The following is a 17,404-nucleotide window of genomic DNA, read 5'->3' as shown; positions in this document are numbered from 1 at the left end:
CCGGAAATTTATGCTGTGGGGGCATCATCTTCCCCCTGTGTGCTTTTTGGGCACCACGGTTTGGCGCAAGATTTACGGCGTTTTCGCCATTTCAGCGCAATAATTCGCAAATAGTCGCGGGCATGCCGCCAAAATTCCTGTTCAGGCAGCGTTCAGATTGGCACCAGATCAAACGCGATCGTCAGGCGCGGCTGCGTGCCTGTAAAAGCCTCGGTGCCATGCCACATGTAGGATGGGAAAAGCGCCACCACGCCCGGCTCCGGCCGCACCCAATGTTCAGCTTCCGGCCCGCCGGCAACGGGAATGCCGGGCCGCCCAAACCGCAGCCAGCCTTCCTTGCCGCCCGCATTCACCGCCGGGGGCAACTCAATATAGCAGGCCGAAGACAGCCACCCTTCCTGATGCACATGGTCGACATGATATCCCCCCGGCCGCAGCCAGACCGACCAGTTGCCGATCATCCCCACGCGGCCGGTATTCCGGCGGGTCAGAACATCGCTCCCCTGCCCTATCCGCTGCAGATGCCGGCTCAGCGGCCCCTGCAGCGCCTCAAGAAAGGCGGCAATCGCCGGGGTCTGCAGCATCAGGATATGCGGGCGTTGGCTCCCATACCTCACAGAATGCCCGAAAGGGTGGGTCCGGAAGGGGTGAGCCTGTTTCAGCTCCGCGGCGAGGTCCAGGACATACGCGTCCAGGTCTGCCCAACCTTTGGGCACATCAAGAGGGTCGACAGATACGAATCGTCCATAATCGTAGAGGTCGCGGTAGCGGCTATCGCCCAGCATCCGCCAGGCAGTCGCCTGCAAGGCAAGCGCGTGCTGATTGCCGGGCTGCCGGCGGGTCAGGTCCGCCGCCGCCGCTGAGGCGCCCTCACCATCTCCCGCCGCAAGCCGCGCCCGGATCAAGGCTTCCAGAGCGCCAGGGTGGCCCGCCGCCATGGCAAAAGCGCGCTCCGCCAGCCCGACCGCCAAGTCCGGGCGCCCGAGACGTGCCTCGATGTCCGCTGCAAGCGCCAATATCTCGGAAGGGCAGTCTGCGTGCTGAAGCGCCGGCTCCAGCGCTGCGCGGGCGCCGGCGGGCTCTTCCATGAACTCCAGAGCCTGCGCTTCGAGAAACCGCAGCATCACCGGCGCGCCGGGCCGGGCCGCAGCCGCGCGGATATCCGCCAGGGCCGCCTCCCGGTCACCGGTCGACATCCACACCAGCTGCGCCATCTCGAATTGCGCCGGCAGCATGTCCGGCCGCCGCCGGATTACCTCGGCATAGCTTTTACGGGAAGGCTCCAGCTTTCCCTGTCCAAGCTGCGCCCGTGCCAGTACCAGCCAGGTCTCCGGCGCGTCGAGCCCCGTCTTCAGGGCGGAAGCGGCCATCGTCTCCGCCTCTGCATGGGCGGCCACATCACCGAGCGCGCCGGCCAGATTGTGCAGCGCCACCCCGTTGCCCGGATAGAGTGAAACGGCGCGGCGATAGGCGTTGATCGCCTCGTCTATCCGCCCCGCCGCTTTCAGGCGCTGGGCTTCCTCGGTCAGGTTCGCAAGAGTTGGTTGCATGGACGGTCACGTCACTCACCGGAAAGGCCCGGCTTGAAGCGGATGAGCGAGGGGGCCCCAAGGCCCCCTCCCCGGCATCAGTCAGCTTTCAGTCCGTCGCGGCAGAGGAAGCGCGAGCGGTGGATGTCTTTGGCGTTGTCTTCCCAGCCGGTCAGGGCGGGGTCGACCAGATTTTGCGTCACCTGCACCCACATCGGCGTGATCGGATACTCCTCCAGCATCAGCGCCTCGGCCCGGGCGAAGATTTCTGCGCGCTTCTGCAGGTCCAGCTCCAGGTTCGACTGGTTCAGCAGCGCGTCATATTCGGCATTGGCATAGCGGCCATAGTTCTGCTGGCCGGTAGTCGATTGCAGCAGGTAGAGGAAGTTGATCGGATCATCGAAGTCCGCCAGCCAGGCACCATCCGACACCTGGAAGTCATTCTGGCGCAGGCGGGCATAGAGCACCTTGGTATCCTGGCGCACAATGGTGGGCTGTACCCAGTCGCCAATCTCCGCCCAGTTCTGCTGGGCTACCGGGGCGACTTTCGGATTGTCACCGGTCGAGCGGTGAGTGAATTCAAAGCGCAGCGGGTTGGACGGGCCGAAACCAGCTTCCTGCAGCAGGCGGCGCGCTTCTTCCAGACGCTCGGCGCGCGGCATGCTCTCCCAGGAAACATGCGGACGCGGCACATCATAATTGCTCATTTCTGGCGGCACGAAGGAATAGGCCGCCTGGAAGCCGGGCGTCATCACATTGCGCACCATGAACTCACGGTCGAGCGCCATGGAGAGCGCCTTGCGCACGCGCACATCGTTGAAGGGGGCGCGCTGCTGGTTATAGCTCCAATAGGTGGTCAGCAGGCCCGGCCCGGTGCGCACCCAGCCTGGAAACTTCGCCTCGATCTCGCTCTGGCGCGGGCCGGAGAAGGCATTGTTGATGTCGAGTTCACCGGCCGAGATCTTGTTCTCATAGGCCGCCTCATTCTCGATCTCGAAATACACCACGCGGTCAAAGCAGGCCTCAGCCGCGCCAAAGCCGGTGGGGTTCTTCTCTGCCACCAGCTGGTCGCCCGTACGCCAGTAAACCAGCTTGTAGGGGCCGTTCACCACGATGTTCTGCGGCTGGATCCAGGCATCGCCATAGGTCTCCACCGCCTGACGCGGCACCGGGAAGGTCGTGTAATGAGAGAGCAGGCCCGGCAGATAGGGCGCGGGATATTCGAGGGTGATCTCGAAGGTCTTCTCGTCGATCGCCCGCACGCCCATTTCCTCGGGCGGCAGGTCGCCATTGTTCACCTTCTCGGCATTCTTCACCAGCCACAGCATCGAGGCATATTGGGAAGCAACCGTCGGGTCCTGGATGCGGCGGAAGGCAAACACAAAGTCCTCTGCCGTCACCGGCGTGCCGTCCGACCAGGTGTAGTCGCCGAGCTTGAAGGTCCAGACGGTGCCCGTGTCATCGACCTCCCAGCTCTCCGCCATACCCGGAACCGGCTTGCCGTCAGCGTCATCCGTCGTCAGGCCGATCATCATGTCGCCGATGATAATGTTCTCCCAGGCGGCGGAGGATTTGTGCGGGTCCAGCGTGTCGACCTTGGCCGAAATGCCCCGGCGCAGCGTCGGCACATCGCTGCCCGATCCGCCACCACCACAGGCGGCCAGCGCCGCCACCATGATCGCACTGGCCGCGCCAGCCAGCAGGGATTTCATTTTCATCGGCACCTCCTCAAACACCTGATCATCGACAATCTGTCGAACTTGTCAGGTTTGGTGCCAGACCCAGGCGAAAATGCAAAGTCCTACCGGCAGAGAACACGCAGCCTTGATTTGCGCTGCGCAGCTTTCCCGCATCAGCACTATTCATGCCCTGCAGGACGGGCAGGCGCGCAAATTACTGCTTTTCAGACAAGCTCGAAGCGGGACCGCGTGGTCGGGGCGCTGTCGGGCGTGGTGACGGCGCCGCGGCGCACCAGGTCGATCATATGGCCCAGCACGCTCAGCGCGGCGGCCGGATGCAGGCGCTTATCCACCTCGGCATAGAGCACCGAGACAATATCCGGAATGCTGGTCTGCCCGGCCTTCATCTGGCCGAGGATCGCGGCCTCCCGCGCCCGGCGGTGGGCGGCATATTCGCCGATGAACGTGTCCACGAACGCCTTGCCGCGAACGCCCTCACCATGCGTCGGCCACAGCATTTCAAAGCCTCGTGTACGGATCTTTTCCAGGCTCTCCATATAGGCGCCCATATCCCCATCGGGCGGGGAGACCACCGTGGTCGACCAGCCCATGATATGGTCGCCGGTGAAGCAGGCGTTCTCTTCGCGCAGGGCAAAGCAGATATGGTTGGCCGTGTGGCCGGGTGTCTCGATTGTCTCCAGCGTCCAGCCGGGACCAGAAATCACATCGCCGTCCGCCAGTTCCACATCAGGCACGAAGGCGGCCCCGCCCTCCCCGCCTTCATCAGCGGCAGTTTCGATGCCGCGGTGTTTTGCGTAGGTCTTGCAGCCGGCCCACTGCGCCAGCGGGCGGGCAAGCGGGGCGTGGTCGGAATGGCCATGTGTGACGAGCACATGTGTAACCGTCTCGCCTTCAAGGGCGGCTTTCAGCGCTTCGAAATGCTCGGCAAGATCCGGCCCCGGATCAATCACCGCTACGTCGCCTCTGCCAATGATGAATACGCCCGTGCCGGTATAGGTGAACGGGCCGGGATTGTTCGCGATCACGCGGCGCACCAACGGAGACACCTGATCCACACGTCCGTATTCGAACTTGATCTCACGGACGAAAGGAATGGGCATGTCGGCCTCCGGCAGAAAGGTCTGGGGTCGGATCAGCGCTTCTTGGAGGCAAACTTCTCGGCAAAGGCGCGGGCCATGCGGCGGGTGGCGCACAGCTTGGCGCCCAGCTTCAGTGCCACGGGTGGGCCCATATCGGTCTTGTTCGCGTCCACGATGAAAATCTTGCCGCTCGCGCGGTCACGCAGCACATCCACCCCGCCCCAATCGAGACCGATCTCGGCGGCGAAGCGTTCGATCATCTTGATCTCTTCCTGAGAGTAGCAGTTGCGCGGCTCGTCCAGCAGCACCTGCACATTCTCGTTGAGGAAGCGGCGCTCCAGCGGGCGGCGCTTGCGGAACACGATCACCGGGCTGCCGCCCACAAGGCAGCAGCGCAGGTCTTCCACCAGCCCGCCGGGAATCTCGTTGTCGATCAGACGCTGATACGTCTTGCCTTCCACCGGCGCGTCCAGCGGCCCTTCCAGGATGCGGCCGTCATGGGCGGCATTCAATTCAGATTTCTCGACCATCCGGCCCGCAAAGGTCGTCGGGTTCACGGCCAGCGACTCGCCGCTGGCCTTCTCGAACGCGGCCGATACGCGGGATTTGGAAATGTCGGTGCAGCCGAAGTTGAGCACATGTGCGCCCGGTTTTACCGCCGGCACGTCATTGGCCGTCTCGGTGGAATCGTCAAACTGCATCACAATGTCGGCAGTAGAGATGTCGTCCACCAGCCTGGCGCCGGACACATGCATCACCGACCAGATGAAATACCAGGGGCGCGGCTTGTCGGGATAGAACGCCATGGTTGGGCGTTTATGGCCGGTAAGGAGGCGCCAGGTGCGCCAGTTCTGGACGAAGAAATAGAAGCAGAACCAGGTAAAGATGCTGTGCGCCAGCGCCAGGTCAGGAACAATCCGGTGCCCCGTCTTCTTGACGAGTATGGCGCCCTCTTCGAGCTTGAAATCATCGGTCCAGAGGCGACCTGACATACGCTCTACTCCTGACACGCCTCTCAGGCGGATTCTCAACGGTGAGAGCCCTTGCACGGCTCACGCCCGGCATCAACACCCGGTTTGCGGCACAAGTGTGATCCTGCCTGCAATTACAGCAGTTCCCGCAGGCTGGAGAGATCATAGCCCGCCCCGGCGGCGGCCTCAATGATATCCTCCCCCGCGCCCTGCCCGGAATGAACCAGGGCCCAGGCCGTGACGCAGCGGGTGCCCGTCCGGCAATAGGCCAGCACCGGCTGAGGCGCTTCGTTGAGGATCTGCGCCATCCGCTCCACGATTTCTGGCGTCGGCGCACCGGAAAACGGCAGGGCGGCGAATGTCAGCCCCAGAGATTCGGCTTTGACGCGAATTGGGCCCATGCGCGGCTGGTCCACCCCGCCTTCACCATCGGGGCGATTGGCGATGATCGTCTTGAAGCCGGCAGCGGCAATTTCTTCCACGTCCGCCTCGGAAATCTGCGGCGCAACGGCAAAGTCGGGAGTGACCCGGCGGATGTCAGCCATACTCTAAATTCTCCTGCTCCTGCAGCCATCGCTTGATCGGTCTGCCCGACAAGCTAAGGAGTGTTGGGGGCCCTGCCAAGCTGGCTGATGGCCTGAGCCTTATCAACCCACTGTGACAAGAGGCTTTTTTACTTGTGACGATGCTTCAGCGCGCCTTTGGACGTATCCCGTGGGGCTATACGCTCCGGCGCCTGCTGATCGCAATCCCTACGATGCTTGCGATCATCACGGTGGCTTTCCTCATGATGCGGGCCGCGCCGGGCGGCCCCTTCGACGGGGAGCGCAAGCTGCCTCCGGCCACCGAGGCCGCCATCGCCGCAAAATTCGGCCTCGATAAGCCGCTTCACGAGCAATATTTCAGCTATGTCGGCGGCGTGCTTCAGGGCGATTTCGGCCCCTCTTACAAAACCCTCGGCAAGAGCGTGAACGATCTCATCTCCGATGGCCTGCCCATCTCGATGACCATCGGCGCCCTCACCATGGTCTTCGCCCTGATCGTTGGCACCACGCTGGGCATCTTCGCGGGCCTCCGGCAGAACACGGCGGCCGATTACGGCGTCATGGGCTTTGCCATGTTCGGCATCTCGGTGCCCACCTTCGTCACCGGCCCGATCCTGATCCTGCTTCTTTCCCTCGGCGCGGGCATCTTCGCCGTCGGGGGTCTCGGCACCTGGCCAAATATTGGGATGAGCTGGCATAATATGACCCTGCCGGTGCTGACCCTCGCCCTCCCCCAGATCGCCATCATCTCGCGCCTGATGCGCGCCTCGATGATCGAGACGATGCGCGCCAACCATATCCGCACCGCGCGCGCCAAGGGCCTCGCCGAACGCGACGTAATCGTGCGCCACGCCCTGCCCTCCGCGCTGCTGCCGCTCGTCTCCTATGCTGGCCCGGCGATGGCCGGGGTCATGACCGGCTCCGTGGTGATCGAGAAGATCTTCAGCCTGCCCGGCCTCGGCAGCTATTTCGTCGATGGCGCCCTCAATCGCGACTATACGCTCGTGATGGGCGCGATCATCGTCTACGCCGCCCTGATCATCGTACTCAACCTCGTCGCAGACATCCTCTACGCGATGCTCGATCCGAAAGTGAAATACGACTGATGGCGCATATCGATCCGATCCTTGACCCGACCGGCCGCGTCGAGGCCGTCAAGACCGCCATTGCCGGGGGCCGCTCCCTCTGGGATGACGCCCGCGCCCGCCTCCTGCGCAATCGCGCCGCTGTTGTTTCGATGTGGATTCTCGGTTTCCTGGTCCTCGTCGCCATCTTCGGCCCGATGGTCTGGGTGCATGACTACCGCACGATTTCAGACCTGCGCACCATCAACCCCACCTTCGAGAACTGGCACATCTTCGGCACAGACCTTCAGGGCCGCGATCTCTTCGCGCGCACCATGATCGGCCTGCGCATCTCGCTGCTCGTCGGTGTCGTCGCCACCGCCGTCTCCCTCGTCATCGGCGTCACCTGGGGCGCCACGGCAGGCTATCTGGGCGGGCGCATCGACAATCTGATGATGCGCTTCGTCGATGTGCTCTACGCCCTGCCCTTCATCTTCTTCGTCATCCTCCTGCTCACCGTGTTCGAGCGCAACATCGTGCTGATCTTTGCCGCCATCGGCGCCATCGAATGGCTGACGATGAGCCGCATCGTCCGGGGGCAGACGCTCGCCATCAAGGGCAAGGAGTTCATCGAGGCCGCCCGCGCCGCCGGCGTCTCCCGGCGCGGCATCATCTTCCGCCACATCCTGCCCAACGTCATCGGCCCGGTGGCTGTCTATGTCACGCTCACCATCCCCGTGGTCATCCTGGCAGAGAGCTTCCTCTCCTTCCTCGGCCTCGGCGTGAACGAGCCGCTGACCTCCCTTGGCGTGCTCATTTCCGATGGCGCGCGGATGATGGAAGACAAGCCCTGGATGTTGCTCATCCCGGCGGGCGTCATGTCGGTTGCCCTCCTCTGCCTCAACTTCATCGGCGACGGCCTGCGCGACGCGCTCGACCCGAAAGAGCGTTGACATGCCCGGCATGCTCAAGGCCGCAGCGCTCAGCCTGGCATTGACGGCCACGCTGATTGCACCAGCCTATGCGTCGCCACAAACAGAGGCCGAAATGTCCATGCCCCAACCCGCCGTCCACACTTTCACCTCGTTCGACGGCACGGTCATCAGCTACCAGACGCTCGGCGAAGGCCCGCCCGTTCTCCTCCTCCACGGCTTCAGCGGCAATGCCGAGGTGAACTGGTTCGGCCCCGGCATCGCCCAGAAGATCACCGCCGCCGGATACATGGTGATTGCGCCGGACCTGCGCGGCCATGGCGCCTCGCCGGTGGCAGATCCAGACGCCCCCTGGCCGCGCGATGCCATCGCCCGCGACCAGATCGCACTGGCGAAACACCTGGGGCAAAAGCCCTATGGCGTGGTGGGCTATTCGATGGGCGCGCTCAGCGCCCTGCGCTATCATCTCCTCTCGCGTGATGGGGAACGCCTCATCCTCGGCGGCATCGGAGACGCGGCGGCCGATGAGGCCAACACCGATCGCAACACCGCCTTCCGCGCCGCGCTCGATGCGGCCATCGCCGGCGAGGACACGCCCGCCGCCAAAGCGATGAAGGCCCGCGCCAAGGCCACCGGCGGTACCCTCGAAGGCTTCCGCGCCGCCCTTGCCGCCCGCCTCTATACCGGCCGCGACCTGCTCGAAACCTTCGCCCTCCCCACCCTCGTCCTCACCGGCGACCAGGACCTCGACAACGGCTCCGGCCCGAAGCTCGCAGAGATCATTCCGGGAGCAGACTATGTGCAACTCAGCGGCACTCACCTCTCCGCCGTCGCCGACCCCGCTTTCTCCGAAGCAATCATCGCTTTCCTGAACGCCGGGCGCTGAGTCCCTCACCTCCCACGCCCATTCGTGAGCCACAAGAACTGCTCCGAGCCCGGATGGACCCGCCAGTCCGGCCAAAGGCGCATCAGCCCTCGCCTGGTACTAGCTCGACGGCCACCCGCTGGTCGCGCAGCTCAGCTGCGCCAAAGATTGTCATGAAGCTGATATCGGTCGCGTCCCGGCCGATGGCAATGCGCACCAGTACCTCCTCGCGTGAGAGCCGCGTCGGGTCGATCAGGTGCCAGCCATGACCTAGCCACACCTCCACCACCGCATGAAAATCAGGCGGCTTGATTGCGGGCGCGTAGGCCGACACCATCCGCGCGGGCACGCCCATCGCCCTGCAAAGGCTGATGAGAGTATGCGCAAAATCCCGGCAAACCCCACGCCGCATCAGAAAGCTATCAGTCGCCGTTGTCGCCGCATTACTGGCGCCGGGGGCATATTCGAAATTGTCATAAATCCAGGCCGCCATGCCCAGCACAAGGTCACCCCCCTCCAGGCCGCTGAAAGTCGTCTCGGCAAACGGGGCCAGCTTGTCGGATTCGCAATACCGGCTCGGCAGCAGGTAGCTGATCACATCATAGGGCAACTCCGGCCGGGGTGGCACCAGCAGCCCGGCGAGATTGACCGGCCCGCGCGACACCTCCACCAGCCCTTCATAGGCAATGGTCACATCCCCCGACGCGGCCATCCATTGCCGGCGGCCAAGGTCCTCCGGTCCCTCCGCCCGCGTCAGCGCGAACGGCGGCGTGACGATCAACCGGTCAGATACAATCTGCTGATCCCCGGCCCGGATGGCCTCGAGCGAGAGCAGCACATCGGCAGGCTGGGCAAAGTGATAGGCAAGCGAAGCGTCTATCTTCACGCGCATGGAAAAGCGTCCTGAAATGCTGAAACGGGATGAGCGCCGATCCGGCAGCGCTCAGTTCATCAAGCGCGCAACCCTCGATTTCGTTGCAACGGGCTGAACCAGAGCGGAAAGAAATACGCCGCGCTGAAGCCTGGCCGCTGCACCGGCGCTGGCGTGAAGCCCCCCCTGGCTATAGGGTATGCGGCAACAGGCCGGGGGCTAGTCCCGCGAGGAGACATCAACGATGAAATGGCAAGGCGGACGCAGGGGCGGCAATATTGAAGACCGGCGCGGCATGAGCCCCGGCGCAGCCGTTGGCGGCGGTGGCATCGGCATCATCATCCTCGCGCTGATCGGCTATTTCGTCTTCGGGATGGAGCCCCAGCAGATCGCCGAAATGGCCAGCTCGCAGCAGGGCACCGCCACGCAGCAGGCCGGCGTCGAAGGCACGCCCGCCGATGAAGCCGGCCAGTTCGTCGATGTCATCGGCGCCAATATCAACGATGTGTGGCAGGGCTCGCTGCAAGGCTACACCCCGCCCCGCGTCGTCCTCTATGAGCAGGGCACGGGTACCGGCTGCGGCTTCGGCCAGTCCGCCATGGGGCCTTTCTACTGCCCCGCCGATCAGACGGTCTATCTCGACCTCTCCTTCTGGCAGGACATGGAAACCCAGCTCGGCGCGTCCGGCGCAGAGTTTGCCCGCGCCTATGTCATCGCGCATGAATTCGGCCACCATGTTCAGACGCTGACCGGCGCCTCCCAACAGGTGCGCCAGGCCCAGCAGCAGGCGCGCAGCCAGGAAGAGGCCAACCAGTATTCCATCGCCCTGGAACTTCAGGCCGATTGCTATGCCGGCTTCTGGGCCGCCAATGCCGCCCGCGCCTCCGGCGGCGCCGTCGCGCTCGAACCCGGCGACCTGGAAGAAGGCCTCAAAACCGCCAACGCCATCGGCGACGACATGATCCAGAAACGCATGCAGGGCCGCGTCACGCCGGAAAACTTCACCCATGGCACCGCCGAACAACGCATGACCTGGCTGCGCCGGGGCTATGACAGCGGCGATCCGAACACCTGCAACACATTCAACTGATCCCCCACGGATCAGACTAAACCACGAGAAACCATCAAGGGAGTACGTCGATGACTGACGGCACCTATAAAGATTTTGCCACCGCCCAGATCCATGCCGGCACAGCGCCAGACCCCGCCACCGGCGCGCGTCAGGTACCGATCTATCAGACCACTGCCTATGTCTTCCGCGACGCAGATCATGCCGCTGCCCTCTTCGGCCTGCAGGAAGTCGGCTACATCTATTCCCGCCTCACCAACCCCACCATCGGCGCGCTGCAGAGCCGGCTTGCCGCGCTGGAAGGCGGCGCGGGCGCGGTCTGCTGCTCGTCAGGCCATGCCGCCCAGATCATGGCTCTATTTCCGCTGATGGGGCCGGGCAAGAATATCGTCGCCTCCTCCCGCCTCTATGGCGGCACGATCACCCAGTTCACCCAGACCTTCAAACGCTTCGGCTGGTCAGCCAAACTCATCGACACGGAAAATCTCGATGCCGTCAAAGGCGCGATTGACGAAAACACCCGCGCCATCTTCTGCGAAACCATCGCCAATCCCGGCGGCTATATCAGCGACCTCGACGCGCTGGCGAAAATCGCAGACGACGCCGGCATTCCGCTGATCGTCGACAACACAACCGCCACACCCTACCTCTGCCGCCCCATCGAACACGGCGCCACGCTCGTCGTTCACTCGCTGACGAAATACATGACCGGCAATGGCACGGTCACCGGCGGGGCGATCATCGACTCGGGCAAGTTCAACTGGTCAGCCTCGGATAAATTCCCCTCCCTCTCGTCGCCTGAGCCGGCCTATCACGGCCTGAAATTCCACGAGACCTTTGGCCCGGCCGCCTTCACCTTCCATGGCATCGCCATCGGCCTGCGCGATCTTGGCATGACCATGAACCCGCAGGGCGCCCACTATACTCTGATGGGCATCGAAACCCTCTCGCTGCGGATGGAAAAGCATATCGCCAATGCCCAGAAGGTCGCCGAATGGCTGGAAAAGCACCCCGCCGTTGCCAGCGTCACCTATCCGGGCCTTGCCTCCTCGCCTTATCGCGAGCGCGCCAAACGCATCACCCCCAAAGGCCCCGGCGCCCTCTTCACGGTTCAGCTGAAAGGCGGCTACGAAGCCTGCACGAAGTTTGTCGCGGCGCTGAAACTCTTCAGCCATGTGGCAAACCTTGGCGACGCGCGCAGCCTCGTCATCCACTCGGCCTCTACCACGCATCGTCAGCTGACAGACGAACAGAAGGTCGCCGCCGGCGCCGCCCCGGATGTGGTTCGCCTATCCATCGGCATCGAAGGCACCGAAGACCTGATCGCAGACCTTGACCAAGCCCTGAACGCAGCGGGCTGAGCTTCTTCTTGCGGAGGGCGGCCCTATCCGGGCCGCCCCACCCGCTCGATCAGTGCCTTGGCCGCTGCCGGGTTGCGCTCCTTGGCTCCGGCAATGAAGAAAGCGAATACCTCGCGCTTCTTCGCCCAGCCCTTGAGTGTCTTCGCCCAGGCGTCCAGTTCGGCAGGCGGGTAGCCGGTCTCAAGCTCGCTGCGCGTCTGCTGCAGGCGGGCATAGGCGAAGTCTGCCGTTTCGATGTCCGGCATCGGCCAGTCCGGATCATCGGCGAATACCACGGCGCAGCCATGCTGGCGCATAAGATCCGTAAACGCCTCATTCCGGAAGGTGTCATTGCGCACCTCGATGGCATGGCGCAGGCGCACGCCTTTATGCTCAGGCGGCAGGCAGGAACAGAAAGCCCCGAAATAGTCGTCGTCAAACTTGCGCGTTTCGGGAAACTGCCAGTTGATCGCGCCGAGCTTCTCGCCCATCGCCGTCACACCGCCCTCAATGAACATGCCGACCGAGCTGCGCATGTCCTCCACAGTCTTGCGGATCGTGGTCGCCCGGTGCGCCTTCACGGTGAAGCGGAAATCTTCGGGCACTTCTTCCGCCCACTTTGCAAATGTCGCCTCGCTCTGGCCGCGATAAAAGGTCGAATTGATCTCAATGGCCGTTACCTGCCTGCTCGCATAGGCGAGCTCTCCCGCCTTCTTCACCTCCGGCGGATAGAATGTCTCCCGCCAGGGCTCATAATTCCACCCGCCAATACCGGCACGAATGGGATGGGGCATGGAGCTCTCCTGCTATCCTACTAGTCCGCAGACCAATCTTCGTGACCATGGCGGATGCGCAGGATCAACGCCACTTCTTCCCTGATCTCATAAAGGATCACATGTGATCCAAATAGCCGAACGCGGACCGGACGATCAAGCTCATTTCTGACAGGGCTGGCGAGCGGATATTCGGCAATAAAACGGAATGCTTCCGCCATTTCTGTGGCATACTTCTGAGCTTGTTGCACACCAAACAGACGGATGCCATTACGGTTTATGGCCGCGATATCAGCCTCCGCCTCCCGGGAGAAATCGATGTTCAAGACTGGGCGGCTTTCCAGGCATCCTGCATCACTTGGTCAATGGACTTGCCTGAGAAGCCGCTCGCATACGCCTCCTCAATCCTCTCGTTCAGCGCCGCGATCTTCTCCTGCTTGATCTGCTCGCGGCGGATGAGGTCGCGGATCAAGTCGGAGGAATTGGCGTATTTGCCATCGGCAGATTGCGCCTCGACCCAGGCTTTCATCTGATCAGGCAGAGAAATGTTCATCGTGGCCATGGCGGGGCTCCTCTTGGCGTGCAGCTAAGTTAATGGCAAACTTTGCCAAAAACAAGATAGAGGGCGGGAATCAAAAAGGGCGGCCGTGGGGCCGCCCTTTTTATTTCAGATCAGGTATCCAGGAAGCTTCGCAGCTTCCTCGACCGGCTCGGATGCTTCAGCTTCCGCAAAGCCTTCGCCTCGATCTGGCGGATACGTTCGCGGGTCACGCTGAACTGCTGGCCGACTTCTTCCAGCGTGTGGTCGGTATTCATGCCGATGCCGAAGCGCATCCGCAGAACACGCTCCTCACGCGGAGTGAGCGAGGCGAGCACGCGGGTCGTCGTCTCGCGCAGGTTCGACTGGATGGCCGCGTCCACCGGAAGCAGCGCCATCTTGTCCTCGATGAAGTCGCCGAGGTTTGAATCCTCGTCGTCCCCGATCGGGGTCTCCAGCGAAATCGGCTCTTTCGCGATCTTCAGAACCTTACGGATCTTCTCCAGCGGCAGGCCCAGCTTTTCGGCCAGTTCTTCCGGGGTCGGCTCGCGGCCGATCTCGTGCAGCATCTGGCGCTGGGTGCGGATGATCTTGTTGATCGTCTCGATCATGTGCACCGGGATACGGATTGTCCGGGCCTGGTCCGCAATGGAGCGGGTAATGGCCTGACGGATCCACCAGGTGGCATAGGTCGAGAATTTGTAGCCGCGCCGGTATTCGAACTTGTCGACCGCTTTCATCAGACCGATATTGCCCTCCTGGATCAGATCCAGGAACTGAAGGCCACGATTGGTATATTTCTTGGCAATCGAGATCACGAGACGGAGGTTGGCTTCCACCATCTCCTTCTTCGCGATGCGGGCCTCGCGTTCGCCCTTCTGCACGGTCTGCACGATGCGGCGGAAGTCGTCGATCGGAATACCGATCTCCTGCGCGATTTCGGAAATCTCGTCGCGCACTTCCTGGACTTCTTCGCCCTTGCCATCGACGAGGCGTTTCCACTTCGCCGAAATCTCGCGCACACGCTCGGCCCAGTCCGGCTCAAGCTCGCTGCCGATATAGTTCTGCAGGAACTCCTTACGCGGAACACCGTGTGCATCGGCCAGACGCATCAGCTTGCCTTCCAGGCCCATCAGCTTCTTGTTGATGGCGTAGAGCTGTTCGACGAGGGCTTCGATACGGGCATTGTTGATGTGGATCGTCTTGAGATTTTCCACGATCGCCAGTGACAGCTCGTCATATTCGAGCTGCGCCTTGGGCGTCAGGTCCTTGCCTTCTATCCGGCGGGTCAGCAGGCGGTCCTGAAGCTTGCGGAAACGGCTAAAGGCTTCGGCGATCTCGTCGAGCTTGGCGAGCACGCCTTCGCGCAACTCCCCTTCCATCGCCGACATAGACATCGCAACCGCGTCGTCTTCTTCTTCCTCTTCCTGCTGCTGCTGGCGCAGACGCTCGGCCTCAACCTCGTCCACCTCTTCGGCAGAGCGGCGCTTGCCCTTGGCGGGAACCGGCTCGGGCGCCTTTTCCTCGATCACCTTGGGCTCGGGCGGCGGATTTTCCGCGCCATAGGTCGCTTCCAGGTCAATCAGGTCCCGCAGCAGGATGCGCTCATTCATGAGCTCATCGCGCCACACCATCATGGCCTCAAAGGTCAGCGGGCTTTCGCAGAGGCCGCGGATCATGGCGTCGCGGCCGGCCTCGATGCGCTTGGCAATCGCAATCTCGCCCTCACGGGAGAGAAGCTCCACCGCGCCCATCTCGCGCAAATACATCCGCACGGGGTCGTCGGTCCGGTCGCTGCCACGGGCATTGCCCTTCTTGGCGACGACTTTCTTGTCCTCGATCTTGGTGAGCGCCTTGCCCTGCTCCTCGGCCTCTTCCTCGGTCTCGACGACCGCGATGCCCATTTCCGAGATCTGGGACATCACGTCCTCGATCTGGTCAGAGCTCATGTCAGAGTCCGGCAGCAGCTGGTTGATCTCGTCATGGGTGATGAAGCCGCGCTTCTGGGCGCGCTTCAGAACCTTTTTGACGTCTGTGGCGTTAAAATCGACCAGACCACTTTCGTTGTCCTTGTCATCTTCGCCCTCGCCGTCGCCGGCAGTGTTCTTTTTCTTCTTGGTGGCTGTCGCCATATCTCAGCTATCTCCCGTCCGGTCCGGCAGCCTCTGCAGGGCCGCCATGCCAGTGCCTCTCGCCTTACCGCTCAGCTATCGCTGCGTTTACTGGATGCCTCGTTCATGCGGACCTTTAGAGCCTGTCGTTCAGCAACCTTTTGTAGCTGCCTCCGCCATTCTTGCGGGGACAGCGTAGGGTCCGCGCTCGCACTATCCGTGCCAAAGCCCGTCTCCTGGTCGCTGGAACGCCGCATCGCCACATATTGCTCCAGAGCGATTAGCCATTCCCGAGCCTCGGACCCATTGGTCGCTATCTGAGGCGTTACGGGATAATCTTTGAGCAAGCCGGCAGCACGTATGTTCCCAGAATTCGCTAGATGGGCGGTGATTGTCCCGCGGTCAATGGGGATTCCGTCATTTGCCAGGTCAAGAACTGCATCGCGCAGGCGAACGACATCCGCATCGGCGAATGCACATTGGGCAAGCATCTCCGCCCCAATGGCCAGAAGGCCCGGATTATCGATGGCGCGAAGCACCAGGCTCAGCCCGCCAATCTTCTCCCGCGCGCCCTGCTTGAGCACTTCCTGGGCGGGCTCGCCTTCGGAGAGAATCTGTGCCGAACCGGGCCGTCCCGGCTTTCCGGGGCGTTTCTGGTAATTCGCCGCGCGCTTGGCCTCGCGCAGCTGCCAGAGATAATCCCGCAGGCGCGACTTCAGATCCCGCTCATAGGCCGCTTTCACCCCCGCATGGCGAATATGCCCGCACGCCGCCATCAGCCGCGCCTCCAGCCCCGCCTGCCGCTCGGGCGTATCCAGCGGCTCGGCATCCCGCTCGCGCCGCCACAGGAGTTCCGACATCGGCAGGCGCGCGGCAAGCTGCTCGGCCATTGCCCCCGCCCCCTTCGCGCGGATCAGATCGTCAGGGTCCATCCCGTCCGGCAGCAGCACGAAGAACACAGACCGCCCCGGCTCGGCAAAGGGCAACGCCCGGTCGAGCGCGCGATAGGCGGCGCCAAGGCCTGCCCGGTCGCCATCAAAACACATCACCGGCTCGGGCCCTGCCCGCCAGATCAGCTGCAGCTGGTCTTCGGTCAGCGCCGTGCCCAGCGGGGCAACGGCATTGCCAAACCCCGCCTCGCAGAGGGCGATAACGTCCATATAGCCCTCAGCCACGATCAGCCCGCCGCCTTCGCCATGGCCAAGCGCCTCGCGCGCCGCCTTGTAGCGATAGAGCACGGTCGATTTGTGAAAGAGCGGGGTGTCGCCGGAATTGAGATATTTCGGCTTGGCATCGGGCTGCAGCGCACGGCCGCCAAAGGCGATGATCCCGCCGCGCGCATCGGGAATGGGAAACATCAGGCGCCCGCGGAACATGTCATAGGGCTCGCCGCCCCGGTCGCTTTCCTTAATGATGCCCGCTTCCAGCAGCTCGCTGTCTGTAAAGCCCTTTTCGTGCAGATGCGCCCGTGTCCGCCGCCAGTCGTCGGGGGCATAGCCCAGCCGGTATTTGCTCCAGCTTGAAGCGCTGAGTCCCCTGCCCTCCAGATAGGCGCGCGCGCCGCTGCCCTCAGGCGCACGCAGCCGCTCCTCGAAAAACTCCGCCGCCGCCTCGCACGCCGCCTGCAGCCGCTTGCGGTGGTCATATTCCTCTGCCGCTGCCGGGCTCGCCTTGGGCAGCGCCATCCCCGCCTCTTCAGCCAGCTTCTCCACCGCTTCCATGAAGGAGAGCCGCTCGGTCTCCATCACGAAATTGATCACATCCCCGCCCATGCCGGAGGAGAAGCATTTGAAGATGCGCTTCTGGTCGTTGACATAGAAGCTTGGCGTCTTCTCGGCGGTGAACGGGGACAGCCCCACCCACTCCTTGCCCTTCTTGGTCAGCTTTACCTTGCGCCCGATCACATCCGAAGGCCGGATGCGGGCCTTCAGCTCCTCGACGAAGCCATCAGGAATGCGAATGGGGGGAGCAGATGACATAAAGGCCAGAATACCATCTTTGTTCGTCGCCGGGCACC

Annotated in this window: 16 protein-coding genes; 5 read left to right on the top strand and 11 right to left on the bottom strand. The window is 63.0% G+C overall.

The annotated features are described in order from the left end of the window. Positions 1-152 precede the first annotated feature (152 nt). From HPO_RS02805 to HPO_RS02785, 5 genes are all read right to left on the bottom strand, one after another. Entirely contained in the window at positions 153-1,550 is a 1,398-nt protein-coding gene (locus tag HPO_RS02805) for a 2OG-Fe(II) oxygenase family protein (RefSeq protein ID WP_051612200.1), read from the bottom strand. Between the two features lie 77 nt (positions 1,551-1,627). Further along, positions 1,628-3,247, bottom strand: a complete 1,620-nt coding sequence (locus tag HPO_RS02800) for a peptide ABC transporter substrate-binding protein (RefSeq protein ID WP_035594145.1) — start codon at positions 3,245-3,247, stop codon at positions 1,628-1,630. A 185-nt stretch (positions 3,248-3,432) separates the two neighbouring features. After that, positions 3,433-4,329: an MBL fold metallo-hydrolase gene (locus tag HPO_RS02795; RefSeq protein WP_035594142.1), complete on the bottom strand. Its 897-nt coding sequence runs from the start codon at positions 4,327-4,329 to the stop codon at positions 3,433-3,435. A gap of 32 nt (positions 4,330-4,361) precedes the next feature. Further along, complete coding sequence (locus HPO_RS02790) at positions 4,362-5,300, bottom strand: ATP-grasp domain-containing protein (RefSeq protein ID WP_035594139.1); 939 nt, start codon at positions 5,298-5,300, stop codon at positions 4,362-4,364. A 113-nt stretch (positions 5,301-5,413) separates the two neighbouring features. Further along, entirely contained in the window at positions 5,414-5,824 is a 411-nt protein-coding gene (locus HPO_RS02785) for a protein tyrosine phosphatase family protein (protein ID WP_035594137.1), read from the bottom strand. A 140-nt stretch (positions 5,825-5,964) separates the two neighbouring features. Here HPO_RS02785 and HPO_RS02780 point away from each other — a divergent pair, with 140 nt between their 5' ends. The 3 genes from HPO_RS02780 to HPO_RS02770 are packed head-to-tail and all read left to right on the top strand — an operon-like array spanning position 5,965 to position 8,706. Then, positions 5,965-6,930, top strand: a complete 966-nt coding sequence (locus HPO_RS02780; RefSeq protein WP_051612199.1) for an ABC transporter permease — start codon at positions 5,965-5,967, stop codon at positions 6,928-6,930. Beyond that, positions 6,930-7,841: an ABC transporter permease gene (locus HPO_RS02775; protein WP_035594135.1), complete on the top strand. Its 912-nt coding sequence runs from the start codon at positions 6,930-6,932 to the stop codon at positions 7,839-7,841. Before HPO_RS02780 ends, HPO_RS02775 begins: the two co-directional genes overlap by 1 nt. Position 7,842: 1 nt before the next feature. Continuing rightward, entirely contained in the window at positions 7,843-8,706 is an 864-nt protein-coding gene (locus HPO_RS02770) for an alpha/beta fold hydrolase (RefSeq protein WP_051612198.1), read from the top strand. 82 nt (positions 8,707-8,788) lie between these two features. Here HPO_RS02770 and HPO_RS02765 read toward each other — a convergent pair whose 3' ends face one another. Then, entirely contained in the window at positions 8,789-9,577 is a 789-nt protein-coding gene (locus tag HPO_RS02765) for a transglutaminase-like domain-containing protein (protein WP_035594133.1), read from the bottom strand. Positions 9,578-9,800: 223 nt separating this feature from the next. Between HPO_RS02765 and ypfJ the strand changes: the two genes are divergently transcribed. Both ypfJ and HPO_RS02755 read left to right on the top strand, forming a co-directional pair. Continuing rightward, positions 9,801-10,646 (top strand): KPN_02809 family neutral zinc metallopeptidase, encoded by an 846-nt coding sequence (ypfJ, locus tag HPO_RS02760; protein ID WP_035594131.1) that lies wholly within the window; start codon positions 9,801-9,803, stop codon positions 10,644-10,646. Between the two features lie 50 nt (positions 10,647-10,696). Continuing rightward, positions 10,697-11,986, top strand: a complete 1,290-nt coding sequence (locus tag HPO_RS02755) for an O-acetylhomoserine aminocarboxypropyltransferase/cysteine synthase family protein (protein ID WP_035594128.1) — start codon at positions 10,697-10,699, stop codon at positions 11,984-11,986. A gap of 23 nt (positions 11,987-12,009) precedes the next feature. Here HPO_RS02755 and HPO_RS02750 read toward each other — a convergent pair whose 3' ends face one another. From HPO_RS02750 to dnaG, 5 genes are all read right to left on the bottom strand, one after another. Continuing rightward, on the bottom strand, positions 12,010-12,759 hold the full coding sequence (locus HPO_RS02750; protein ID WP_035594125.1) for a DUF72 domain-containing protein: 750 nt from the start codon (positions 12,757-12,759) through the stop codon (positions 12,010-12,012). A gap of 20 nt (positions 12,760-12,779) precedes the next feature. Then, on the bottom strand, positions 12,780-13,064 hold the full coding sequence (locus HPO_RS02745; protein ID WP_035594123.1) for a type II toxin-antitoxin system RelE/ParE family toxin: 285 nt from the start codon (positions 13,062-13,064) through the stop codon (positions 12,780-12,782). Then, positions 13,061-13,300, bottom strand: coding sequence for a type II toxin-antitoxin system ParD family antitoxin (locus tag HPO_RS02740; protein ID WP_035594120.1), 240 nt, complete (start codon positions 13,298-13,300; stop codon positions 13,061-13,063). Before HPO_RS02740 ends, HPO_RS02745 begins: the two co-directional genes overlap by 4 nt. A gap of 110 nt (positions 13,301-13,410) precedes the next feature. Continuing rightward, positions 13,411-15,408 (bottom strand): RNA polymerase sigma factor RpoD, encoded by a 1,998-nt coding sequence (gene rpoD / locus HPO_RS02735; RefSeq protein WP_035594118.1) that lies wholly within the window; start codon positions 15,406-15,408, stop codon positions 13,411-13,413. Positions 15,409-15,479: 71 nt separating this feature from the next. Next, positions 15,480-17,366, bottom strand: a complete 1,887-nt coding sequence (dnaG, locus tag HPO_RS02730) for a DNA primase (protein WP_051612213.1) — start codon at positions 17,364-17,366, stop codon at positions 15,480-15,482. Between the last annotated feature and the right edge of the window lie 38 nt (positions 17,367-17,404).

The organism is Hyphomonas polymorpha PS728, from assembly GCF_000685315.1.
GTDB classification, from domain to species: domain Bacteria; phylum Pseudomonadota; class Alphaproteobacteria; order Caulobacterales; family Hyphomonadaceae; genus Hyphomonas; species Hyphomonas polymorpha.
Note: the sequence above shows the minus strand (reverse complement) of the source record. Positions and strands in the feature narration are given on the sequence as shown.

Bases quoted from the DNA above. Each gene is read 5' to 3' on its own strand.
- HPO_RS02780 (WP_051612199.1), top strand. From the start codon at position 5,965: ATGCTTCAGCGCGCCTTTGGACGTATCCCGTGGGGCTATACGCTCCGG.
- dnaG (WP_051612213.1), bottom strand. From the start codon at position 17,366: ATGTCATCTGCTCCCCCCATTCGCATTCCTGATGGCTTCGTCGAGGAG.
- ypfJ (WP_035594131.1), top strand. From the start codon at position 9,801: ATGAAATGGCAAGGCGGACGCAGGGGCGGCAATATTGAAGACCGGCGC.
- HPO_RS02770 (WP_051612198.1), top strand. From the start codon at position 7,843: ATGCCCGGCATGCTCAAGGCCGCAGCGCTCAGCCTGGCATTGACGGCC.
- HPO_RS02790 (WP_035594139.1), bottom strand. From the start codon at position 5,300: ATGTCAGGTCGCCTCTGGACCGATGATTTCAAGCTCGAAGAGGGCGCC.
- HPO_RS02755 (WP_035594128.1), top strand. From the start codon at position 10,697: ATGACTGACGGCACCTATAAAGATTTTGCCACCGCCCAGATCCATGCC.
- HPO_RS02800 (WP_035594145.1), bottom strand. From the start codon at position 3,247: ATGAAAATGAAATCCCTGCTGGCTGGCGCGGCCAGTGCGATCATGGTG.
- HPO_RS02775 (WP_035594135.1), top strand. From the start codon at position 6,930: ATGGCGCATATCGATCCGATCCTTGACCCGACCGGCCGCGTCGAGGCC.
- HPO_RS02795 (WP_035594142.1), bottom strand. From the start codon at position 4,329: ATGCCCATTCCTTTCGTCCGTGAGATCAAGTTCGAATACGGACGTGTG.
- HPO_RS02740 (WP_035594120.1), bottom strand. From the start codon at position 13,300: ATGGCCACGATGAACATTTCTCTGCCTGATCAGATGAAAGCCTGGGTC.
- HPO_RS02785 (WP_035594137.1), bottom strand. From the start codon at position 5,824: ATGGCTGACATCCGCCGGGTCACTCCCGACTTTGCCGTTGCGCCGCAG.
- HPO_RS02750 (WP_035594125.1), bottom strand. From the start codon at position 12,759: ATGCCCCATCCCATTCGTGCCGGTATTGGCGGGTGGAATTATGAGCCC.
- HPO_RS02765 (WP_035594133.1), bottom strand. From the start codon at position 9,577: ATGCGCGTGAAGATAGACGCTTCGCTTGCCTATCACTTTGCCCAGCCT.
- rpoD (WP_035594118.1), bottom strand. From the start codon at position 15,408: ATGGCGACAGCCACCAAGAAGAAAAAGAACACTGCCGGCGACGGCGAG.
- HPO_RS02805 (WP_051612200.1), bottom strand. From the start codon at position 1,550: ATGCAACCAACTCTTGCGAACCTGACCGAGGAAGCCCAGCGCCTGAAA.